The organism is Amaricoccus solimangrovi (genome assembly GCF_006385685.1).
Taxonomy (GTDB): Bacteria; Pseudomonadota; Alphaproteobacteria; order Rhodobacterales; family Rhodobacteraceae; genus Amaricoccus; species Amaricoccus solimangrovi.
On the sequence record NZ_VFRP01000015.1, the window covers coordinates 83,632 to 104,011 of the forward strand.

Genomic DNA, 20,380 nt, shown 5'->3' on the forward strand with positions numbered 1-20,380 from the left:
ATCTCGAAGTCGGCCTCGCCCGTCACCGGCCGGGACAGGGGGCGTCGGGACGGCTCAGGGTTCCCAGAACCCCCAGCCGTCGGGCAGGAAGCCGCGGGCGAGCGCGATCTTCGAGGTCCGCTCCTCATGCGTCCAGATCGCCTCGACGGTGAAGGGAATGTCGAGCACCGAGACATCGACCCGTCCGTCGGGATCCGTCGCGCTCGCCAGATAGCCGAAGCTCTCGAGCGCCTTGACGAAGGCCGCGGTATCCGCGCCCTCGTCCTCCGGGACGAATTCGAGGTCGAGCGTGATGACGCTCTCCCCGGTCAGTTCCGTCTCCTCGATGAGCTGGGCGACCGTCATCTCGGTGTCGGCGCGCTGCTCCTCGAAATCCCATTCCTCCTCGGTCACGCGGCGACCTCTTCCTCTGCGTGGTACTTGTCGAGCAGCGCCTCGGCGTTCTGCATGACCTTCCTGACGCCGCGGGCGGCCTGGCGGATCCGCTGCTCGTTCTCGACGAGGCCGAGCCTCACATAGCCCTCGCCGTATTCGCCGAAGCCGACGCCGGGCGCCACCGCGACCTCGGCCTCGCGCAGCAGGATCTTGGAGAAGCCCATCGAGCCGATCGACTGGAAGGGTTCGGGCACCGGCGCCCAGGCGAACATGGTCGCGGGCGGGGAGGGAATGGTCCAGCCGGCGCGGCCCATCGTGTCCACCAGCACGTCGCGGCGGTGCTTGTAGATCCCGCGGATCTCGGCCACGCAATCCTGCGGGCCGTTGAGCGCGGCGGCGGCGGCGACCTGGACCGGCGTGAAGGCGCCGTAGTCGAGGTAGCTCTTGATCCGCGTCAGCGCGTCCACGAGCCGCTGGTTGCCGACCGCGAAACCCATGCGCCAGCCGGGCATCGAATAGGTCTTGGAGAGCGAGGTGAACTCGACCGCGACGTCCTTCGCCCCTTCGACCTGCAGGATCGAGGGCGGAGGATTGTCGTCGAAATAGATCTCGGCATAGGCGAGATCGGAGAGCACCCAGAGATGGTGCTTCTTCGCGAAGGCGATCAGGTCGCGGTAGAAGTCGAGATCGCAGACCTGCGCCGTCGGGTTCGACGGGAAGGAGACGACCACCGCCACCGGCTTCGGCACCGAATGCAGCACCGCGCGGTCGAGCGCGCGGAGATACTGCTCCGGATCGAACCGCCCGTCGTGGAGCGCCGGCACGTGCCGGAGCGTACCGCCCGCGATCATGAAGCCGTAGGGATGGATCGGGTAGGAGGGATTGGGCACCAGCATCACGTCGCCGGGCGCGGTGATCGCCATCGCGAGATTCGCAAGCCCCTCCTTGGAGCCGAGGGTCGCGATGACCTCCTTCTCCGGATCGAGCTTCACGCCGAAGCGGCGCTCGTAATAGCCGGCCTGGGCGCGGCGCAGGCCCGGAATGCCCTTCGAGGCGGAATAGCGGTGCGTGCGCGAGCGGCGCACCGTCTCGACGAGCTTCTCGACGATATGGGAGGGCGTATCCATATCGGGGTTGCCCATGCCGAAGTCGATGATGTCCATCCCCTCGGCGCGGTACTTTGCCTTGAGGCGGTTCACCTCGGCGAAGACGTAGGGCGGAAGCCGCTTGATGCGGTAGAATTCCTCAGACATGGCGATCGAGCTCCGAAGGCGGCCGGACGCGCTTGTTATACCCCCGGCCCGCGCGCCGCAACAGTCCTGGCCGCCACGATCACGCATGTCCGGGGCGCGCGCGCGAAGGCCCCGGATCGCATCGCGGCGCGGTCAGATCCGGCTCGCGTAGCAGGTCACGACGCCGCCGACCGTGTCGGACTGGATCCGCGCGGGCAGATCGACATGCGCGAGCAGCGCGCGCGACAGCTCCGTTCCCGGGAACCGGTCGGTATAGAGCTTGATCCAGCCCCGCGACGGATTGCCGAAGGGCGAGACCTGCGAATCCGGCCGGAAGGGCGGCGTGCCCGGGCTCGGGTTGCGGTCGTCCTTCGCATAGACGTCGACGAGCGCGTTGTTGTCCGCCGCGCGGACGAGGAAGGAGATCGCGTCGTCGAGGCTCTTGCCGTCCACCTCCGTCGCGTAGAGGTCCACGCCCCCCGAGAGGCCGATCTGGGCGGAATAGACCATGAGCGCGATGTTCCGGCTCGAATTCTCCAGCGCCTTCACCCCCCGGTCGGTCTCGAGCGGGAAGCTGCCGTCCGGGCGCATCCGGCGCAGCTGGGCCATGTAGCCCTGCTCGACGCCCTTGCGGAACCGCGCCCGGTCGCCCGACATCGCGCCCCAGAGCATGTCGTTCGCGCCCCGGAAGGTGCCCGCGTTGTTCTCGCCCGGATGGGTGTCGGCGTATTCGGCGGCGCGCTGGAGCCAGCCGTCGATCAGCGTCCGGTCCTCGGGCGTCGCGACGGCGGTCTGGCGCAGGATCTGCCAGGCCGGCAGCACCGAGCCCATTCCCTCGATCACCGCGCTCGCCGCCGAATTGCTCTGGACGGCGGGAACCCAGGCATCGCGCTCGGCATGGGCGCGGAGCGCGTCGATGTCGCGCCGCGCCCGCCCCATGTCCTGGGTCAGCAGCACGCGATAGGCGTCCGTGTTGAACGCGCGGCCGAAATCGCGCGGCGCCTTGGTGTATTCGGGCTTCGGCCCGGGCGGGAAGGCGGCGAGCGACTGGGGCAGGAGCGCGGAATAGTCGGTGAGATCCTTCTCGCGCGGGCAGACGCCCACGCCCATCGGCTGGCCGGTGGCGCCGTTGTTCGCATGCAGCTCGCCGCCGCGCCGGGCGACGGGGAAGAGCGCGTCGGCCCCCGCCACGGCACCGGACTGACTGAAGGCGCCCTGTCCCGCCGGCATCGCCGCGCAGCCCGCGACGAGCAGCGCCCCGAGGCCGAGGATCACCGTCGAACGTATCATTTCCGCTTCCTCCTCCGCGACCTTGGCCTCTGATAGCGGGCCGGCGCCCGATTTGAAACCTCCGAACCGGAGGCGCGCGGAGACGCGCCCGCGGCCATTGTCTCCGCCGCCGCGCCCGATATGATCGCGCCCGCGGGCGGCCTGCCCGCTCAGGCGAAACGGTCGGAGACGACGCGGAAATCATGCCCATAGGTGTCTTCGACAGCGGCCTCGGGGGGCTCACCATCCTGGAGGCGCTGCGTCGCGCGCTGCCCGGCCAGGACTTCGTCTATCTCGGGGACAATGCGAACGCGCCCTACGGTCCGAGGCCGCCGGTCGAGATCTACGATCTCACCATCGCCGGGGTCGCGCGGCTCTTCGAGGAGGGCTGCGGGCTCGTCATCCTCGCCTGCAACACCGCCTCGGCCGTCGCCTTGCACGATCTGCAGGTGAACTGGCTCAACCCGGCGGCGCATCGCGTGCTCGGCGTCTTCGTGCCGGTGATCGAGCATCTGACGCGCCGCGACTGGGGCGACAACACGCCGCCGACCCATACCGGGCTGCGCGACGTCGCGCTCTTCGCGACGGCGGCGACGGTACAGAGCGGCGCCTTCCCACGCGAACTGAGGTTCCGCGCCCGCGACGTGACCGTGGTGCCGCGCGCCTGCGTCGGCCTCGTCGAGGCGATCGAGGCGGGCGAGCTCGCCGCCGCGGCCCTGATCGCGCGCGATCACGTCGAGGCGCTGCTCCGGCACCTGCCGGCGCCGCAGTCCGCGGTGCTCGGCTGCACGCATTATCCGCTGGTCGAGGCGGCGTTCCGCGCCGCGCTGCCCAGGGCGACCACGCTCGTCTCCCAGCCCGCGCTGATCGCGGCGAGCCTCGCGGATTATCTCGGGCGCCACCGCCGCTTCGAGGGAGGCTCGGGCGCCGTGAGCTACCTTACCACCGGCGACCCCGCCGCCGTCGGCGCCCGCGCGCGGGTCTTCACCGGAACCGCGCTGCCCTTCCGGTCGGCCTGACGCGCCGGCGCGCACCGGCCCCGGCAGATTGATCGCCGGGAAAGATTGTTCTAATCCCGATTCGAACCGTCCGTCCCTGGAGCGTCATGAGCAAGACCTTCAACGTCGCCATTCTCGGCGCCAGCGGCTATACCGGCGCCGAGCTGGTCCGGCTGATCGCGACCCACCCCTCGATCCGGATCGCCGCGCTGACCGCGGACCGCAAGGCCGGACAGAGCATGGGCGAGGTCTTCCCGCATCTGCGCCATCTCGACCTGCCCCGGCTCACCGCGATCGACGCGGTGGATTTCGCCGGCATCGACCTCGCCTTCTGCGCGCTGCCGCATGCGACGAGCCAGGAGGTGATCGCGAAGCTGCCGCGGGATCTGAAGGTCGTCGATCTCTCCGCCGATTTCCGGATCCGCGACCCTGAGGTCTATGCGAAATGGTACGGGCACGAGCATCTCGCGCTCGACCTGCAGGCGGAGGCGGTCTACGGGCTGACCGAGTTCTACCGCGACGAGATCAAATCGGCGCGGCTGGTCGCGGGCACCGGCTGCAACGCGGCGACGGGCATATACGCGATCCTGCCGCTGCTGCGCGCCGGCGTGATCGATCCGGAGATGATCCTCATCGACCTCGCCACCGGCGTCTCCGGCGCGGGCCGCTCGCCGAAGGAGGGCTCGCTCCATTCCGAGGTCTCCGAAGGCTATCACGCCTACAACGTCGCGAAGCACCGCCATCTCGCGGAATTCGACCAGGAGTTCACGAAGGCGGCCGGCCGGCCGGTCGAGGTGACCTTCACGCCCCACCTGCTGCCGCAGAACCGCGGCATCCTCGCCACCGTCTATGTGCGCGGCGAGCCGGAGGCCGTCCACAAGGCGCTCGCCGAGACCTACGCGGGCGAGCCCTTCATGGTGGTCCTGCCGCTCGGCGAGGCGCCGGCCACGCGGCACGTGCGGGGATCGAACTTCGTTCATCTCGGCGTCGTCCCCGACCGGCGGCCCGGCTGGGTCATGGTCTTCTCGACGCTCGACAATCTCACGAAGGGATCCTCGGGGCAGGCGCTGCAGAACGCGAACCTGATGCTCGGCCTGCCGGAGACGGCCGGGCTCATGGCCGCCCCGCTCTTCCCCTGACGGCGTGAGGCGGCGGCGGAAGATCTGGCGGGCCTGCGTGGTGCTCTGGAACACGCTGAACCGGTTCCAGAGCAACGACGGCTCGGCCATGGCGGGCTACATCGCCTTCTCCGGGCTGCTCTCGATCTTCCCCTTCATGATCTTCGCGGCGACGCTGACCGGCATCCTCGTGGGCGAGAGCCGGTCGGAGAAGGTGATCGACGCGCTGTTCCAGATCGCGCCGCAGCACGTGGCGCTGACGCTCGAGCCGGTGGTCGAGGAAGTGCTCGGCAAGCAGTCGAGCGAGGTGCTGACGCTCTCGGCGCTCTTCGCGGTCTGGGTCGCCTCGAACGCGGTCGAGGCGTTCCGGATCGCCTTCGACCGCGCCTATGGCATCATCGATCCGAGACACTTCATCGTGAACCGGGCGATGGCGCTCGGCATCGTGCTGCTCGGCGCGGTGGTCGCGGCGCTGCTCGGGATCTCGATCCTGCTCTCGCCGCTCATCCTGCGCCTGCTCTCGGAATACGCGCATGTCCGCGTCCCCTCCTTCGCGGGCTACGTGACCTATGGCTTCGGAATCGGGGTCTTCGTGGGATTTCTCACGCTGATGCACCGCTGGCTGCCGGGGCGGCACCTTCCGGGGACCGTGGTCTGGCCCGGGGTCATCGTCTCGACGCTGATCTGGCTCGCGGCGGCGGGCGGATTCACGCTCTATCTGAGCTTCACACCGACCTATACCGTCACCTATGGGACCTTGGCGGGGGTTATCATCACGCTCATGTTCTTCTACCTGACGGGCGCGACGATTATATTCGGGGCGGAACTGAACGCGGAACTCAACAAGCTCGCGCCGATCCAGCGCCAGCTGATGACCTGAGAATCCCGCGCGGGAGGAGAGCGAGATGGCGGTCGGGCTCAGGAAAAGGCGCCGTGTCCAGCTGATGGCGCTCGGCGCGGTCATGCTCGCGCTCGCCACGGGCATCGTCGGCTATGCGATGCGCGACGGAATCGAGTTCTTCCGCAGCCCCTCGCAACTCGCGGAACATCCGGCGCGCGCCGGCGAGCGGTTCCGGCTCGGCGGGCTGGTGGCCGAGGGATCGGTGGTCCGGGAGAGCGACGGCGTGGTGCGGTTCGACATCACCGATGGCGGCGCGACGCAGGCCGTGGCCTTCAGGGGCATCCCGCCCGACCTCTTCCGCGAGGGCCAGGGCGTGATCGCCTCCGGCGCGCTCGAGGACGGCACCTTCGTGGCGAGCGAGATCCTCGCGAAGCATGACGAGAACTACATGCCGAAGGAAGTCGCGGACGCGCTGAAGGAACAGGGCCTGTTCAAGCCGGAGGGCGGAAAGCCAGGCTCGTAGGGCGGACATCTGTCCGCCGCCCCCGGCGGAAATGGCGGACCGGGGTCCGCCCCGCGGGCCGGCGAGGGCGTAACCCGATCCTAACCATTCCCGGCCAATCCTCCCTCCGAAGAAACGGATCGAGCAGCCGCGCGCGCTCATCCGTCCGGCTTCCGATCCCGCGGTCAGGAGCCTCGCATCCCATGCAGACGGTGGAGAGCCTCGCCCGGGAGATCGTCCGGCGCGAGGGCGGATATGTGAACGACCCCGACGATCCCGGCGGGGCGACGAAGTTCGGCGTCACGCTCGCGACGCTCCGGAGCCTGCGCGGCGCCCGGGCGGGCATCGACGACCTCAGGGCGCTGAGCGCCGAGGAGGCGGCGGAGATCTACGTCCGGTTCTATTACGCCAGGCCCCGGATCGACCTGCTTCCCGAGCCGCTGCGCGCCAGCGTCTTCGACATGCAGGTGAACGCCGGCGCCAACGCGGTCAGGATCCTGCAGCGGCTGATGACGGCCTTCGGGATGAAGCTGCGCGACGACGGCGTGATCGGCCAGGGCACCGCGCGCGCGGCGCAGAAGGCGATGGCGATGGCGCCCGGCCATCTCGTCGACGCCTACGGGATCGAGCGGCGCAACTACTACTACCGGCTCGGGGATCTGAGGCCCGCGAGCCGGAAGTTCGCCCGGGCGCGGGACGGCGGCAAGGGCGGCTGGATCACCCGGGCCGAGGAATTCATCGCCGCGCGCTTCCATTTCACCCGCGCGCAGCACGACGAGAGGGTCAGGACATGGGGCTGATCGGCAATATCCTCGGCGCGCGCGAGGTCGCGGGCGCGGTGGGCGAACTGGCGCAGGTCTTCGTCGGCAACCGCGCGGAGCGCGACGCGGCCGAGGCGGCGATGGGCCAGGCGGCGCTTTCCCAATACGCGGCCGAGTTCCAGCAGGCGCCGGCGGGCTGGTTCGACCGGTTCATGAACGGGCTGAACCGGCTGCCCCGGCCGCTGCTCGTCGCGGCCACGCTCGGCCTCTTCGCCTATTCGATGATCTCGCCGGAGGGCTTCGCCCGGCGCATGGAGGCGCTCGCGCTGGTGCCCGAACCGCTCTGGTGGCTGCTTGGCGCCATCGTCTCCTTCTATTTCGGCGCGCGCGAACTGCATTACGCGCGCGGCCGGACCCAGGCGGCGCGGGCGCCGGGTGCCAAGGCCGCGGCGCGACCGTTTCTCGGCGGGCTCCCTCCCCGCGCGGCGGCGCCCGGGATCGAGGTCAGGGCGGCCGATCCGGCCTTCAACGCCGCGATCGAGGAATGGCGTGCGACGCGTTAGGGGCGGTCCTCCGCCACGCCGTCGCCGCCGGGGCGGCGGACCGGGGCCTCGCCTCCGACGGTTGCGTGAATTGCCCCCGCCGCCGTTTCGCACCATAGTGCGCCCCGTCCAGCCGGAGGGGGAGCCATGATCGTCGAGCTGGGGCATTTCGCCCTCATCCTCGCCTTTCTCGTCGCCGTCGTTCAGATGGTCGTGCCCATGGTCGGCGCCTCGAAGGGCTGGACCGACTGGATGGGCGTGGCGATCCCCGCGGCCGGCGCGCAGTTCCTGCTCACGGCCTTCGCCTTCCTCGCGCTGATGCACGCCTTCGTGGTCTCGGACTTCTCGGTGCGCCTCGTCGCCGAGAATTCGCATTCGCTGAAGCCGATGATCTACAAGATCGCCGGCACCTGGGGGAACCACGAAGGCTCGATGATGCTCTGGATGCTGATCCTGACACTCTTCGGCGCCATGGTCGCCTGGGGCGGGTCGAATCTGCCCCCCGCGCTCAGGGCGCGCGTGCTGAGCGTGCAGGCGGGCATCGCGGTCGCCTTCTTCGCCTTCATCCTCTGGACCTCGAACCCGTTCATCCGGCTCGCGAACCCGCCGATCGACGGCAACGACCTCAACCCGCTGCTGCAGGATCCGGGGCTCGCCTTCCACCCGCCCTTCCTCTACCTCGGCTATGTCGGGCTCTCGATGGCGTATTCCTTCGCCATCGCCGCGCTGATCGAGGGCCGGGTGGACGCGGCCTGGGCGCGCTGGGTGCGGCCCTGGACGCTGCTCGCCTGGGTGTTCCTCACCATCGGCATCGCCTTCGGCTCGATCTGGGCCTATTACGAGCTCGGCTGGGGCGGCTGGTGGTTCTGGGATCCCGTCGAGAACGTGAGCTTCATGCCCTGGCTCATCTCCTGCGCGCTCCTGCATTCGGCCATCGTGGTCGAGAAGCGCGACACGCTGAAGAGCTGGACCATCCTGCTCGCGATCCTCGCCTTCTCCTTCTCGATGGTCGGCGCCTTCGTGGTGCGTTCCGGCGTCATCACCTCGGTCCACGCCTTCGCGAACGATCCGGACCGGGGCGTCTTCCTGCTCCTGATCCTCGGCGCCTTCACCGGCGGCTCGCTGATGCTCTACGCCTGGCGGGCGGCGGAGCTGCGCTCGAGCGCGGTCTTCGGCATGGTGAGCCGGGAGAGCGGGATCGTCTTCAACAACGTGCTTCTCGTCGTCGCGACCCTGGTCGTCTTCTTCGGCACGCTCTGGCCGCTGATCGCGGAGGTCACCTCCGGCCGCAAGATCTCGGTCGGGCCGCCGTTCTTCGATCTCGCCTTCACCCCCTTCATGGTCGCGGTCGCGGTGATCCTGCCGATCTTCGCGATGCTGCCCTGGAAGCGGGGCAGGCTCGGCCGGGCGGCGCGGTCGCTGCGCGTCCCGGGGATCCTCGCCCTCGCTCTCGGCGCGCTCGCCTGGCAGCTCCAGACCGGGCGCTCGATGCTCGCCCCGATCGGGATCGCGCTCAGCGTCTGGCTCGTCCTTGGCGCCTTCACCGATCTCGCGCTCCGCGCCCGCGCGGGCGAGGCCGCGCTTTCCGAGACGGCGCGGCGGCTCCGCGGCCTGCCCCGCGCGGACTGGGGCAAGGCGCTCGCCCATGCCGGGCTCGGTCTCTCGATCCTCGGCATCGCCTGTATCACCGCCTGGGCGAGCGAGGACATCCGCGTGGCCCGGCTCGGCGAGAGCTGGCCGGTCGGCGCCTATACGCTGCGCCTCGACAAGGTGGAGGCGGCGGAGGGGCCGAACTACCAGACCGAGACGGCGACCGTCGCCGTCTTCCGGGGCGCGCGCCAGATCGCGACGCTCCACCCGCAGAAGCGCTTCTACCCGGTGCAGCGGATGCCCACGACCGAGGCGGCGATCGACCGCGGCCTGACGCGCGACCTCTACGTCGCGCTCGGCGACGCGCAGAAGGACGGCGGCTGGGCGGTCCGGACCTATGTGAAGCCGATGGCGAACTGGATCTGGATCGGCGCGATGGTGATGGCGCTCGGCGGGATCGTCAGCCTGACCGACCGGCGCTACCGCGTCGGCGCCCCCGCGCCCCGCGCGCCACGCGGCGCGGTCGCGGCGGAGTGAGCCCGGTGCGCGCCCTCCTCCTCGCCCTGCTCCTGCTCGCGCCGCTCCGCGCCTTCGCGGTGCAGCCGGACGAGATGCTGCCCGATCCAGCGCAGGAGGCGCGGGCGCGGGCGATCACCAAGGAGCTGCGCTGCGTCGTCTGCCAGAGCGAATCGCTCGACGAGAGCAACGCCGACATCGCGCGCGACCTGCGGCTCATGGTGCGCGAGCGGATCGTGGCCGGCGACGACGACGCGCAGGTGGTCGAGTATGTCGTCGACCGCTACGGCGAATACGTGCTGTTCCGGCCCCGCTTCTCCGCCTTCAACGCGGCGCTCTGGCTCTCGGGCCCCGCCTTCCTGCTGATCGGGGGCGGCCTCGCCCTCGTCTTCATCCGGCGCCGCGCGAAGGCGCCCGACGCCGCGCCGCCGGGGCTGACCCCGGAGGAAGAGCGGCGGCTGGCGCGGCTCATGGAAGACTGACGCGCCCGCCTTTTCCCCGCGCCCCCGCGCCGCTATCGTCCCGAACCGACCCCGCGGCCAGGCCGGGAGGATGATCCGTGCCCAAAGACCCCACTTCCCCCGCCCGCCTCCGGGAGCGGGGGCCATGATCACCGGACCGCTCGCCTCGGCGATCACCGCGGCGCCGCGCCCGCATGACCGCGACCGCGCCGCCGAGATCGAGACGCTCTTCGCCGACCTGCCCGAGGCGCCCCGGACGCTCCTCGCCGGAACGGCGGGCTGCTCGGGCTTTCTCGACGGGCTGATGCGGCGCGAGGCGGACTGGCTGCGCGCGGCGCTGGACCAGCCGCCGGAGCGGGCTTTCGGGGAGATCCTCGCGGCTGTCGAGGCCGAGGATGGCGGGCCGCTCGGCACGCGCCTGCGCGTCGCCAAGCGCCGGGCGGCGCTCCTGACCGCGCTCGCCGATCTCGGCGGCGTCTGGCCCGTCCTGAAGGTGACCCAGACGCTGACCGATCTCGCCGACCGCGCGGTCGATCTCGCGCTGAGGGGCCTCGTCGCCGAGGAGATCGCGCGGGGAAAGCTGAGGGTCGATCCCGCGGAGACCGGCGCGACGGCGGGGATGTTCGCGCTCGCCATGGGCAAGATGGGCGCGGGGGAACTCAACTATTCCTCCGACATCGACCTGATCGTGATGTTCGACGAGACGCGGCACGATCCGGACGACTACGGCGACGTGCGCAAGGTCTTCATCCGCGTCACGCAGCGGCTGGTGAAGCTCCTCTCCGAGATCACCGCCGAGGGCTATGTCTTCCGCGTGGACCTGCGGCTCCGGCCCGACCCCTCGGTGACGCCGGTCTGCATCGCGACCGATCCGGCGGAAAACTACTACGAGAGCGTCGGCCGCACCTGGGAGCGCGCGGCCTTCATCAAGGCCCGGCCCTGCGCGGGGGCGATCGACGCGGGTTGGGCCTTCCTCGAACGGCTGCGGCCATTCATCTGGCGCCGCCACCTCGATTTCGCCTCGATCCAGGACGCGCATGACATGCGCCTCCGCATCCGGGAGCACAAGAAGCTGACCGGGCCGCTCCAGATCCTCGGTCACGACGTGAAGCTGGGCCGGGGCGGCATCCGCGAGATCGAGTTCTTCACCCAGACCCGCCAGCTCATCACCGGCGGCCGCGACGCGGGGCTCCGTCAGCGCGACACGCTCGGCGCGCTCGAGGCGCTGACGGCGAAGGGATGGGTCGAGCCCGCGACGGCCGCGGCGCTGTCGGACGCCTATCTCGCCCATCGCGCGCTCGAGCACCGGCTGCAGATGCTCGACGACGCGCAGACGCACCGGATGCCGGCGACGGAGGAGGGGCTGGCGCGGCTCGTCGACTTCTGCGCCGCCGACCCCGCGCGCTTCGAATCCGAGCTGCTCGACCGGTTCCGGAGCGTCCACGAACTGACCGAGCCGTTCTTCGCCCCCGGCGGCGCGCCGCCCGAGCCGCCCGAGGTCGCCTTCGCCGATCCGGAGGCGGCGGAGGCGACGATCCAGGGGTGGACCCGGCTGCCCGCGCTCCGCTCCGACCGGGCGCGGGAACTCTTCCGGCGGCTGCTGCCGCGGATCCTGACCCAGATCGGCAAGTCCGCGAGCCCGGATCAGGCGCTCAACCTCTTCGACGGGTTCCTCAAGGTGCAGCCCGCGGGCGTGCAGCTCTTCTCGCTCATGGAGGCCAATCCGAAGGTGCTCGACCTGATCGTCGATGTCTGCGGATCGACGCCGGAACTCGCGCGCTATCTCGGGCGCAACGCCGGCGTGCTCGACGCGGTGCTGTCACGCGACTTCTACCGCCCGCTCCGGGGCGCGGCGGATCTGCGCCACGAACTGGCGGGACGGCTCGCGGAGATCGAGGATTACGAATCCGCGCTCGACTTCGCCCGAATCTGGACGAAGGAGCGGCGGTTCCGGATCGGCGTTCACCTGCTGCGCGGGATCGCGAGTTCGGAAGAAGCCGGAGACGCCTATTCCGCCGTCGCCGAGGCGGTGCTGGCCGCGGTCCTGCCGGTGGTGACGCGCGATTTCGCGTCCCGCCACGGCCTCCCGCCCGGGGCGGGCGCGGTGGTCGTCGCGATGGGCAAGCTCGGCAGCCGCGAGATGACGGCGAGTTCCGACCTCGACCTGATCGTGATCTACGACGCCGAGGGCGCGGAAAGCTCGGAGGGCCGGCGCCCCCTGCCCGTCTCGACCTATTACGCGCGCTTCACCCAGGCGATCATCGCCGCGCTCTCGGCGCCGATGTCCGAGGGCATCCTCTACGAGGTGGACATGCGCCTGCGCCCCTCGGGCCGGCAGGGGCCGCTCGCGACCAGCCTCGCCTCCTTCGCCGCCTATCAGGAGGAACAGGCCTGGACCTGGGAGCATCTGGCGCTGACCCGCGCGCGCGTGGTCGCCGGGCCGCATCTGCTCGCGGAGCGCGTGGGCGAGGCGATCGACGCGGCGCTGACCCGCGCCCATGACCCGGAGAAGGTGCTGGCGGACGTGCGCGACATGCGCCGCCGGCTGGCGGAGGCGAAGGAGGCGGCGGCGGCCGATCCCTGGGAGGTGAAGCTGGGGCCGGGCCGGATGATGGATATCGAGCTGCTCGCCCAGGCCGGCGCGCTCCTGCGCGGGCTCTCCCGGCTGCACCGGCCGCGGCGGATGCTCTCGCGGCTCGCCCGCGTCGGCTGGCTGACCGGCCCCGAGGCGGCCGCGCTCGAAGCCGCGCACGCGGCCTTCGCGACGACGCAGCAGATCCTGCGCCTCGCGAGCGACCGGACCCGCGATCCGGCCGAGATGGGGCGTGGGCTCGTTGACCTGCTGCTGGCCGCGACCGACGAGCCCGATCTCGACGCGCTGCGCGCGCGGCTCGCGGCCTCGGCCGAGGCGGCCGATGCGATCATCCGCCGGAAGCTCGGCGGGGGCGAGGCGGCGGCGGAGGCAGGAGGATGACGCCTCCGATCGTCTACCACCCGGACTACATGGCCCAGCTTCGCCCCAACCACCGCTTCCCGATGTCGAAATACGGCTATCTGCGCGAGGCGCTGATCGCGCGGGGCCTGCTGCCGGCCGCGGGGGGCTACGTGGCGCCGGCGCCCGCGCGCCTCGCGGCCGTCGCCGCGGTCCATGCGATCGACTACGTGGAACGGGTGGCGAACCAGACCCTCACGCGGGACGAGGAACGGCGCATCGGCCTGCCCGGCACCCCGGCCGTCGCCCGGCGCGCCTTTCTCTCGGCCGCCGGCACGCTGCTCGCCGCGCGGCTCGCGCTCGAACACGGGCTCGCGCTCAACATGGCCGGCGGCTCGCATCACGCGGGGCCGGCGGGGGGCGCCGGGTTCTGCGTCTTCAACGACGTCGCCGTCGCCGCCCAGGCACTGCTCGCGGAGGGGCAGGCCGCGCGCGTGCTGGTGATCGATTGCGACGTGCATCAGGGTGACGGCACGGCCGAGATCTTCGCCGGCCGCGCCGAGGTGCTGACCCTCTCGCTTCATGCCGAGCGCAACTATCCGGCCCGCAAGGCGGTCTCGAGCCTCGATTATCCGCTGCCCGACGGGCTGGCGGACCGGCCCTATCTCGAGGTGCTCGCCCATGCGCTCGCGGCGGCGGAGGCGTTCCGGCCCCGGATCGCCTTCTACAACGCCGGCGTCGATCCGCATCGCGACGACCGGCTCGGCCGGCTCGGCCTCTCCGACGAAGGGCTCCGGGCGCGGGACGCGCTGGTGATCGGCTGGGCGCGCGCGCGGGGCATCCCGCTCGTCGGCGTGCTCGGGGGCGGCTACGACGCCGATCCGCTCCGCCTCGCCGCCCGCCACGCGATCCTGTTCGAGGAAGCCGCGCGGTAGGGCGGACATCTGTCCGCCGCCCCCGCGCGCCACCGACGCGCGCCACCGACGGCGGACCGAGGTCCGCCCTACTCGAAGCGGTTGTTCTGCGGGAAGCCGCGGGGGGCCATGCGGCCCGCGTCGGCGCGCTTGCCGACCCATTCAGCGAGATCCGCGGCCGTGACGGTGCGCGTACGCCCGGCGGGATCCTTCCAGCTCAGTCCGCCGGCGAGATCGAAGGTGATCGCGTCGCTCAGCCCGCCGTCCTTGTAGCGCTGCAGCCGGGTGCCCTTGCCGCGCGCCATCTCGTCGAGTTCCGCGGCCGGAAAGACCAGCAGCTTGCGGTTCTCGCCGACGACGGCGACGTGATCGCCCCGGACCGGCCGGCAGACCTTCGCCCGCGCCTCGCCGCGCAGGTTCAGGACCTGCCTGCCGCCGCGCGTCTGCGCCAGCGCCTCGTCCTCGGGCAGGATGAAGCCGTCGCCCGCGTCGGAGGCGAGAAGCAGCCGGCCGCCCGGACGGTGGATGAAGAGCGCGACCATCCGCGCCTCGTTCGGCAGGTCCGCCATCAGCCGGATCGGCTCGCCCATGCCGCGGCCGCCGGGCAGGTTCGCGCAGGAGAGCGTGAACATCCGCCCGTTCGAGCTGAGCAGCAGCAGCCGGTCGGTCGTCTCCGCCCGGATCAGGAAGCGCGGCCCGTCGCCGTCCTTGAACCGCAGTTCCGCGTCGTCGGGCAGATGGCCCTTCATCGCGCGGATCCAGCCCATCTCGGAACAGACGACCGTGATCGGCTCGCGCTCGATCATCGCCTCGTAGGCCACGTCCTCGACGGCGGGCATGTCCTCGAACTCGGTCCGCCGCGCGCCGCCCGGCGCCTCGCGCCCGAAGGCTTTGCGGACCTCGCGCAGCTCGTCCGCGATCCGGCTCCACTGCGCCTCCTCCGAGCCGAGCAGCGCGATCAGCGCCTCGCGCTCCGCGGTCAGCGCGTCGCGCTCGCCCCGGATCTCCATTTCCTCGAGCCTGCGCAGGCTCCGCAGGCGCATGTTGAGGATCGCCTCGGCCTGGGTGTCGGTGAGATGGAATTCCGCCATCATCACCGCCTTCGGCTCGTCCTCGGTCCGGATGATCTCGATCACCCGGTCGAGGTTGAGGTAGGCCACGAGATAGCCCTCGAGGATCTCGAGCCGCGCCTCGATCTTGCCGAGCCGGAAGCGGGAGCGGCGCAGCAGCACGTCGCGGCGGTGATCGAGGAAGGCGCGCAGCACTTCCCTGAGGGAACAGACCTTCGGCGTGCGGCCGTCGATCAGCACGTTCATGTTGAGCGCGAAGCGGGTCTCGAGGTCGCTCGCCTTGAACAGCATCTCCATCATCACGGCGGCGTCGACCGTGCGGGCCCTCGGCTCCAGCACGATCCTGAGATCCTCGGCGCTCTCGTCGCGCACATCGGCGAGGACCGGCACCTTCTTCGCGTTGATGAGCTCGGCGATCCGCTCGATCAGCCGGCCCTTCTGCACCTGGTAGGGGATCTCGGTGACCACGACCTGCCACTGGCCTCGCCCGAGATCCTCGACCGCCCAGCGCGCGCGAAGCCGGAAGCTGCCCCGCCCCGTGCGATAGGCCTCCTTGATGTTCGCGCGCGGCTCCACGATGACGCCGCCGGTCGGGAAGTCCGGCCCCTGCACGAAATCGAGCAGCTTCTCGTCCGAGGCGCCCGGCGCCCTGATGAGATGCAGGCAGGCGCGGCAGAGTTCGTCGATGTTGTGCGGCGGGATGTTGGTCGCCATGCCGACGGCGATCCCGCTCGATCCGTTCGCGAGGAGGTTCGGGAAGCCGGCGGGCAGGACCACGGGCTCGCGCTCGGACCCGTCGTAATTGTCGCGGAAATCGACCGCGTCCTCGGCGAGCCCTTCCATCAGCGCCGCCGCGGCCGAGGTCAGCCGCGCCTCGGTGTAGCGCTGCGCCGCCGGGTTGTCGCCGTCGATATTGCCGAAATTGCCCTGGCCGTCGACCAGCGGATAACGGACGTTGAAATCCTGCGCGAGCCGGGCCAGCGCGTCATAGATCGCCTGATCGCCGTGCGGGTGGTAGTTGCCCATCACCTCGCCGACGATCTTCGCGCATTTGCGGAAGGCGGTGCCGGGATCGAGCCTCAGCCCGCGCATCGCATAGAGGATGCGCCGGTGCACCGGCTTCAGCCCGTCGCGCGCGTCGGGCAGCGCGCGGTGGGTGATCGTCGAAAGCGCGTAGGTGAGGTAACGCTCCCCGAGCGCGGTCGAAAGCGCCTCGAAGGTCATGTCACCGGAGGGGAGATCGTCGGTCGGGTCGGCCATCGCAGTCTCGTACCGAGCCCGCGGCCACCCGTCCAGCGCGAAAGCGTCAGCGTTCCGGGGGCCAGCCGAGTTCGGCGGCGATCCGCTTTCCGTGTTCGAGATATTCGTCGGCGCGGGAGAGGTCGATCATGTCCCCGAGGCGCACGTTGACCTCCTCCGGCGTGAAGGGCACCCGCGCCGCCGCACTCGCGAAGGTGAGCTCGGAGAAATCGAACCGGCCCCCGGCGCTGCCGAAGAAATCGACGCGGACGCTCATGAAATCCCGCGCGTAGAGCCGGGCGTCGGCCAGCATGTCCTCGAGCCGGTCCGGCCGCGGCACCGGCTCAGGATCGACCGGAAAGCCCTTCCAGTGGAAAGCGGTGGGCTTCCAGTCCGGCGTGTAGAGGTTGCGCCGGTAGCCGTGCTCGTTCCGGCCCTTGACGACGAGGATGAAGACCGGCTCGCCCATCATGCAGAAGATCTTGTATTCGAGCTGCCCGCCGGGCGCGGAGGGCACGTATTCCTCGACCAGCCAGCGCTTGGGAACCGCGCGGTAGTGAAACTCGCCGGTGCTGCGCCACTGGTCGTAGCCCATCCAGCGCGCGAGCTTCGCCACCAGATCCGAGCGGCGCGTCGGCGTCTCGCCGCGCTCGATATGGTTCTGGCCGCTGCCGAAGCTCGTCTTCAGGACGAATCTCGCCGGCAGGTTCGCGCCCGCGAGATCCCGGGGCGTCCAGCCTTGGGCGATCAGCCGCGGCGGCTGGATACATCCTCCGCGATAGCGGACGTAATCGCGCACCGCGATCTTGTCGGCGACGAGGCTCATCAGCGGATTGGGATGGTGCAGGAATTGCCAGCGGACCTTCTCGTTGTACCACGTCGGATTGACGAGATCGGGCAGGTGGTCGTTCTTGCGGGCATAGGCGTAGGTCAGCATCTCGAGCTCGGAGGAAAAGACCCGCTCGTAGATCGTCTCCTGCACCGGCTGCCTCAGCATTCCGAACGCTTTCAGGAGCTTGGCCCCTCGGCCCAGCCATCGCCTCTGGCGGTCGATCCGGGCCACGAAGGCGTCGCGGTCCGCGTCATAACGAGGCATCGCCTCCTCCGTGCAACACGCCGACCCATGCCAGGACATGGACAGGCCCCTCCCCCGCGCACCATGTAGACCATGCGCGCCCGCGCGTGAAGGGCCGGCGTCAAAGCGAGGGGCCGGCATGATGCAAGTTTAACGTGTGCTCCTGCGAAGAAGAGGTCATGACCCCGACTCCCTCCCCCGCCGACGGCTCGGCGCGTTCGATCCTCATCACCGGCTGCTCCTCGGGAATCGGCCTCGACGCCGCGCGGACACTCGCCGCGCGCGGCTGGCGCGTGCTCGCGACCTGCCGCGACCCGAAAGACTGCGAACGGCTCGAAACCGCGGGGCTCGAGAGCTTCCCGCTCGACCTCTCCTGCGAGGACAGCATCCGCCGCGCCATCCCGGAAACGGCGGAGCGGCTCGGTGGCATGCCGGACGCGCTCTTCAACAACGGCGCCTTCGCGATTCCCGGCGCCGTCGAGGACATGCCGCGGGCGGCGTTTCGCGAGATCTTCGAGGTCAACCTCCTCGGTCAGTTCGACCTGACGAATCGCATCCTGCCCGGCATGCGCGCGCGCGGTTCCGGGCGGATCGTGATGAATTCCTCGGTACTGGGCCTCGTCGCGGCACCCTGGCGGGGCGCCTATGTCGCGACGAAATTCGCGCTCGAGGGGCTGACGGACACGCTCCGCCTCGAGTTGCGCGGCAGCGGGATCGCGGTCGTTCTGATCGAACCCGGGCCGATCGGCACGCCCTTCCGTGCCAAATCGATCCCCCGATTCGAGCGGCATGTGAACTGGCGCGCCTCGCCCCACGCGGCGCGCTACGCGCGCGAGCTCCTGCCGCGCCTCTATGCCGAACGCTCCCGCCCCGACCGGTTCGAACTTCCTCCCGGCGCGGTCACCGCGAAACTCGTCGCCGCGCTCGAGGCGAAACGGCCCGCCGCGCGCTACACCGTGACCCATCCCGCCCGCGCGGCGGCGATCCTGCGCCGGCTGCTGCCGGCGCGCTGGCTCGACCGCGTCGTCGCGGGGCGCTGATCGCCCGCTTTGCAAAACCGCGGTCGATCCGGTACCCAAGGAAACCCGAGCCGGAGCCACCCGCCATGATCCACGATCCCCTCTTCATCCTCGCGGCGATCGCCTGTCTGGTGACCGTGGGCGTGCTGCTGGTCGGCGTGGGCGGCTTCGCCAAGGGCGGAGACTTCAACCGCAAGCATGCGAACAAGATCATGCGGCTGCGCCTGCTCGCGCAGTTCATCGCCGTCGTGCTGATCGTGCTGTTCGTCTATCTCTCGCGCAAAGGCTGAACGATGGTAGTGCTGAACCGGATCTATACCCGCACCGGCGACAAGGGGGAGACCGCGCTCGGCGACGGGACGCGGGTGCCCAAGCACGCGCCCCGGGTCTCGGCCTATGGCACGGTCGACGAACTCAACGCGACGCTCGGCCTCGCCCGGCTCCATGCGACGGCGGAGCTCGATCCGGCGCTGTCGCGGATCCAGAACGACCTCTTCGACCTCGGCGCCGATCTCTGCGTGCCCGACATCGAGAACGACGCGACGGCGAAATATCCGCGGCTGCGCATGGCGGCGGCCCAGGTCGACCGGCTGGAATCCGAGATCGACGCGTTCAACGCGGAGCTGACCCCGCTCCGGAGCTTCATCCTGCCCGGCGGCTCCGCGCTTTCGGCGCATCTGCACCTCGCCCGCACCGTCTGCCGGCGGGCGGAGCGGCTCGCGATCGAGCTCGCCGCGGCGGAGACGGTCAATGCCGAGGCGGTGAAATACCTCAACCGCCTCTCCGACTGGCTCTTCGTCGCGGCGCGGATCGCCAACGACAAGGGCGCGGCCGACGTGCTCTGGGTTCCCGGCGCGAACCGCTAGCCGCCTCTCCGAGGCCTGCCCCGCCTTCGGATCATTTTGAGACTCGCGGATTTGCCCTATATTGTTCATGGGGCCTCCGGTGTCTCCGGACCGGCTCCGCGGGGAGGGTCCAGGAATGGAGATCCGTCGGGAAGCCGCGACCTATTCGCGCGCGGAGATCATATCGGACGCGGTCGTACATGGCGCCGCCATCCTGGCCGCGCTGATCGCCGTGCCCGTTCTCGTCACGCTCGCGGCCCTCTGGGTGGGCGACGCCACCACGATCACGGCGCTGGTCATCTACGGCGTCACGCTGATCGCGATGTTCTGCTGCTCGGCCTTCTACAATTTCGTCACCAGCCCCGCCTGGCACGACTACCTGCGCCGCGTTGACCAGTCGGCGATCTACATCAAGATCGCCGGCGCCTATACGCCCTTCGTCGTGCTGACCGGCACCTCCGCCGGCGTCTTTCTCGCCGGTGTCTGGGCGGTGGCGCTCGCGGGCGTGACCATGGTGCTCTTCGGTCCCCCCCGGCCGCGCTGGCCGGCGCTCGCGCTCTATCTCGGCCTCGGCTGGGCCGGGCTCGTCCTGGGGCGCCAGATGATCACGGCGCTGACGCCGGCGGGCCGCGATCTCGTGATCCTCGCCGGCGCGCTCTACAGCACGGGCCTCGTCTTCTTCCTCTGGGAGCGGCTGAGGTTCCACAACACGATCTGGCACGTCTTCGTCCTCGCGGGAAGCGGGCTCGTCTACGCGGCCGTGGTGCTCGAACTCTGGAGCCGCGCCGCGACGGCGATCTGACCCCCGCCGGTCCGCCGGCGGCGAAGGATGTCGCCATTGGTTGTAGGGTGTCGCGAAATGTTATTGCGCCCCTCCGAGGCCAACCTTAGACCATCCTTGCGTCGCGCGGAGGCTCCGGGATCCGTCTTCCGACAGGGGGCGCGCGCGGGAGAGAGATCCGCCCTGACCGGGCGAGAGGGGAGCAAGCGATGAAGATCCTGGTGCCCGTGAAGCGGGTGATCGACTACAACGTGAAGGTTCGGGTGAAGGCGGACGGGTCGGGAGTGGATCTCGCGAACG

19 protein-coding genes and 1 pseudogene are annotated in these 20,380 nt (G+C 70.3%); 15 read left to right on the forward strand and 5 right to left on the reverse strand.

Annotation, left to right across the window (positions count from 1 at the left end; genetic code table 11):
• Positions 1-54: 54 nt before the first annotated feature.
• The 3 genes from FJM51_RS15015 to FJM51_RS15025 form a co-directional block, all read right to left on the reverse strand.
• Positions 55-393, reverse strand: coding sequence for a hypothetical protein (locus FJM51_RS15015; protein ID WP_140454951.1), 339 nt, complete (start codon positions 391-393; stop codon positions 55-57).
• Positions 390-1,628 (reverse strand): LL-diaminopimelate aminotransferase, encoded by a 1,239-nt coding sequence (locus tag FJM51_RS15020; RefSeq protein ID WP_140454952.1) that lies wholly within the window; start codon positions 1,626-1,628, stop codon positions 390-392. Before FJM51_RS15020 ends, FJM51_RS15015 begins: the two co-directional genes overlap by 4 nt.
• A 132-nt stretch (positions 1,629-1,760) precedes the next feature.
• Positions 1,761-2,897, reverse strand: coding sequence for an alginate lyase family protein (locus tag FJM51_RS15025; RefSeq protein ID WP_140454953.1), 1,137 nt, complete (start codon positions 2,895-2,897; stop codon positions 1,761-1,763).
• 182 nt (positions 2,898-3,079) lie between these two features.
• On the opposite strand from FJM51_RS15025, the gene FJM51_RS15030 reads away from it, so the two are divergent.
• The 10 genes from FJM51_RS15030 to FJM51_RS15075 all read left to right on the forward strand — a co-directional run bounded on the left by FJM51_RS15030 (position 3,080) and on the right by FJM51_RS15075 (position 14,072).
• Positions 3,080-3,895 carry a glutamate racemase gene (locus FJM51_RS15030; RefSeq protein WP_140454954.1) on the forward strand — a complete coding sequence of 272 codons (816 nt, stop codon included), beginning with the start codon at positions 3,080-3,082 and terminating at the stop codon, positions 3,893-3,895.
• Between the two features lie 86 nt (positions 3,896-3,981).
• The gene (gene argC, locus FJM51_RS15035; protein WP_140454955.1) at positions 3,982-5,013 is read left to right on the forward strand and encodes an N-acetyl-gamma-glutamyl-phosphate reductase; all 1,032 of its coding nucleotides are present in this window, start codon (positions 3,982-3,984) and stop codon (positions 5,011-5,013) included.
• 37 nt (positions 5,014-5,050) lie between these two features.
• Positions 5,051-5,872 (forward strand): YihY/virulence factor BrkB family protein, encoded by an 822-nt coding sequence (locus FJM51_RS15040; protein WP_140454956.1) that lies wholly within the window; start codon positions 5,051-5,053, stop codon positions 5,870-5,872.
• Positions 5,873-5,897: 25 nt separating this feature from the next.
• Complete coding sequence (gene ccmE, locus FJM51_RS15045; RefSeq protein WP_140454957.1) at positions 5,898-6,356, forward strand: cytochrome c maturation protein CcmE; 459 nt, start codon at positions 5,898-5,900, stop codon at positions 6,354-6,356.
• A gap of 182 nt (positions 6,357-6,538) precedes the next feature.
• Positions 6,539-7,135 carry a holin-associated N-acetylmuramidase gene (locus FJM51_RS15050; protein ID WP_140454958.1) on the forward strand — a complete coding sequence of 199 codons (597 nt, stop codon included), beginning with the start codon at positions 6,539-6,541 and terminating at the stop codon, positions 7,133-7,135.
• Positions 7,126-7,659, forward strand: a complete 534-nt coding sequence (locus FJM51_RS15055) for a holin family protein (protein ID WP_140454959.1) — start codon at positions 7,126-7,128, stop codon at positions 7,657-7,659. The genes FJM51_RS15050 and FJM51_RS15055 overlap by 10 nt, the downstream gene beginning before the upstream one ends.
• A gap of 126 nt (positions 7,660-7,785) precedes the next feature.
• Positions 7,786-9,765, forward strand: a complete 1,980-nt coding sequence (locus tag FJM51_RS15060; protein WP_140454960.1) for a heme lyase CcmF/NrfE family subunit — start codon at positions 7,786-7,788, stop codon at positions 9,763-9,765.
• A gap of 5 nt (positions 9,766-9,770) precedes the next feature.
• Complete coding sequence (locus FJM51_RS15065) at positions 9,771-10,226, forward strand: cytochrome c-type biogenesis protein (protein ID WP_140454961.1); 456 nt, start codon at positions 9,771-9,773, stop codon at positions 10,224-10,226.
• A 124-nt stretch (positions 10,227-10,350) separates the two neighbouring features.
• Entirely contained in the window at positions 10,351-13,179 is a 2,829-nt protein-coding gene (gene glnE / locus FJM51_RS15070; protein WP_140454962.1) for a bifunctional [glutamate--ammonia ligase]-adenylyl-L-tyrosine phosphorylase/[glutamate--ammonia-ligase] adenylyltransferase, read from the forward strand.
• The gene (locus FJM51_RS15075) at positions 13,176-14,072 is read left to right on the forward strand and encodes a histone deacetylase family protein (protein ID WP_140454963.1); all 897 of its coding nucleotides are present in this window, start codon (positions 13,176-13,178) and stop codon (positions 14,070-14,072) included. Before glnE ends, FJM51_RS15075 begins: the two co-directional genes overlap by 4 nt.
• A 68-nt stretch (positions 14,073-14,140) precedes the next feature.
• Here FJM51_RS15075 and parC read toward each other — a convergent pair whose 3' ends face one another.
• Together parC and FJM51_RS15085 are read right to left on the reverse strand one after the other, a co-directional pair.
• Positions 14,141-16,381: a DNA topoisomerase IV subunit A gene (parC, locus tag FJM51_RS15080; protein ID WP_140454964.1), complete on the reverse strand. Its 2,241-nt coding sequence runs from the start codon at positions 16,379-16,381 to the stop codon at positions 14,141-14,143.
• Positions 16,382-16,427: 46 nt separating this feature from the next.
• Entirely contained in the window at positions 16,428-17,456 is a 1,029-nt protein-coding gene (locus tag FJM51_RS15085) for an ATP-grasp fold amidoligase family protein (protein ID WP_181164570.1), read from the reverse strand.
• A gap of 158 nt (positions 17,457-17,614) precedes the next feature.
• Here FJM51_RS15085 and FJM51_RS15090 point away from each other — a divergent pair, with 158 nt between their 5' ends.
• From FJM51_RS15090 to FJM51_RS15110, 5 genes and pseudogenes are all read left to right on the forward strand, one after another.
• Positions 17,615-18,475, forward strand: coding sequence for an SDR family NAD(P)-dependent oxidoreductase (locus FJM51_RS15090; protein WP_140454966.1), 861 nt, complete (start codon positions 17,615-17,617; stop codon positions 18,473-18,475).
• Between the two features lie 65 nt (positions 18,476-18,540).
• Positions 18,541-18,744 carry a twin transmembrane helix small protein gene (locus tag FJM51_RS15095; protein ID WP_140454967.1) on the forward strand — a complete coding sequence of 68 codons (204 nt, stop codon included), beginning with the start codon at positions 18,541-18,543 and terminating at the stop codon, positions 18,742-18,744.
• A gap of 3 nt (positions 18,745-18,747) precedes the next feature.
• Positions 18,748-19,320, forward strand: coding sequence for a cob(I)yrinic acid a,c-diamide adenosyltransferase (locus FJM51_RS15100; RefSeq protein ID WP_140454968.1), 573 nt, complete (start codon positions 18,748-18,750; stop codon positions 19,318-19,320).
• Positions 19,321-19,435: 115 nt separating this feature from the next.
• Positions 19,436-20,101, forward strand: coding sequence for a PAQR family membrane homeostasis protein TrhA (trhA, locus tag FJM51_RS15105; protein ID WP_140454969.1), 666 nt, complete (start codon positions 19,436-19,438; stop codon positions 20,099-20,101).
• 188 nt (positions 20,102-20,289) lie between these two features.
• Positions 20,290-20,380: pseudogene (locus FJM51_RS15110) on the forward strand (electron transfer flavoprotein subunit beta/FixA family protein); the annotation flags it as partial.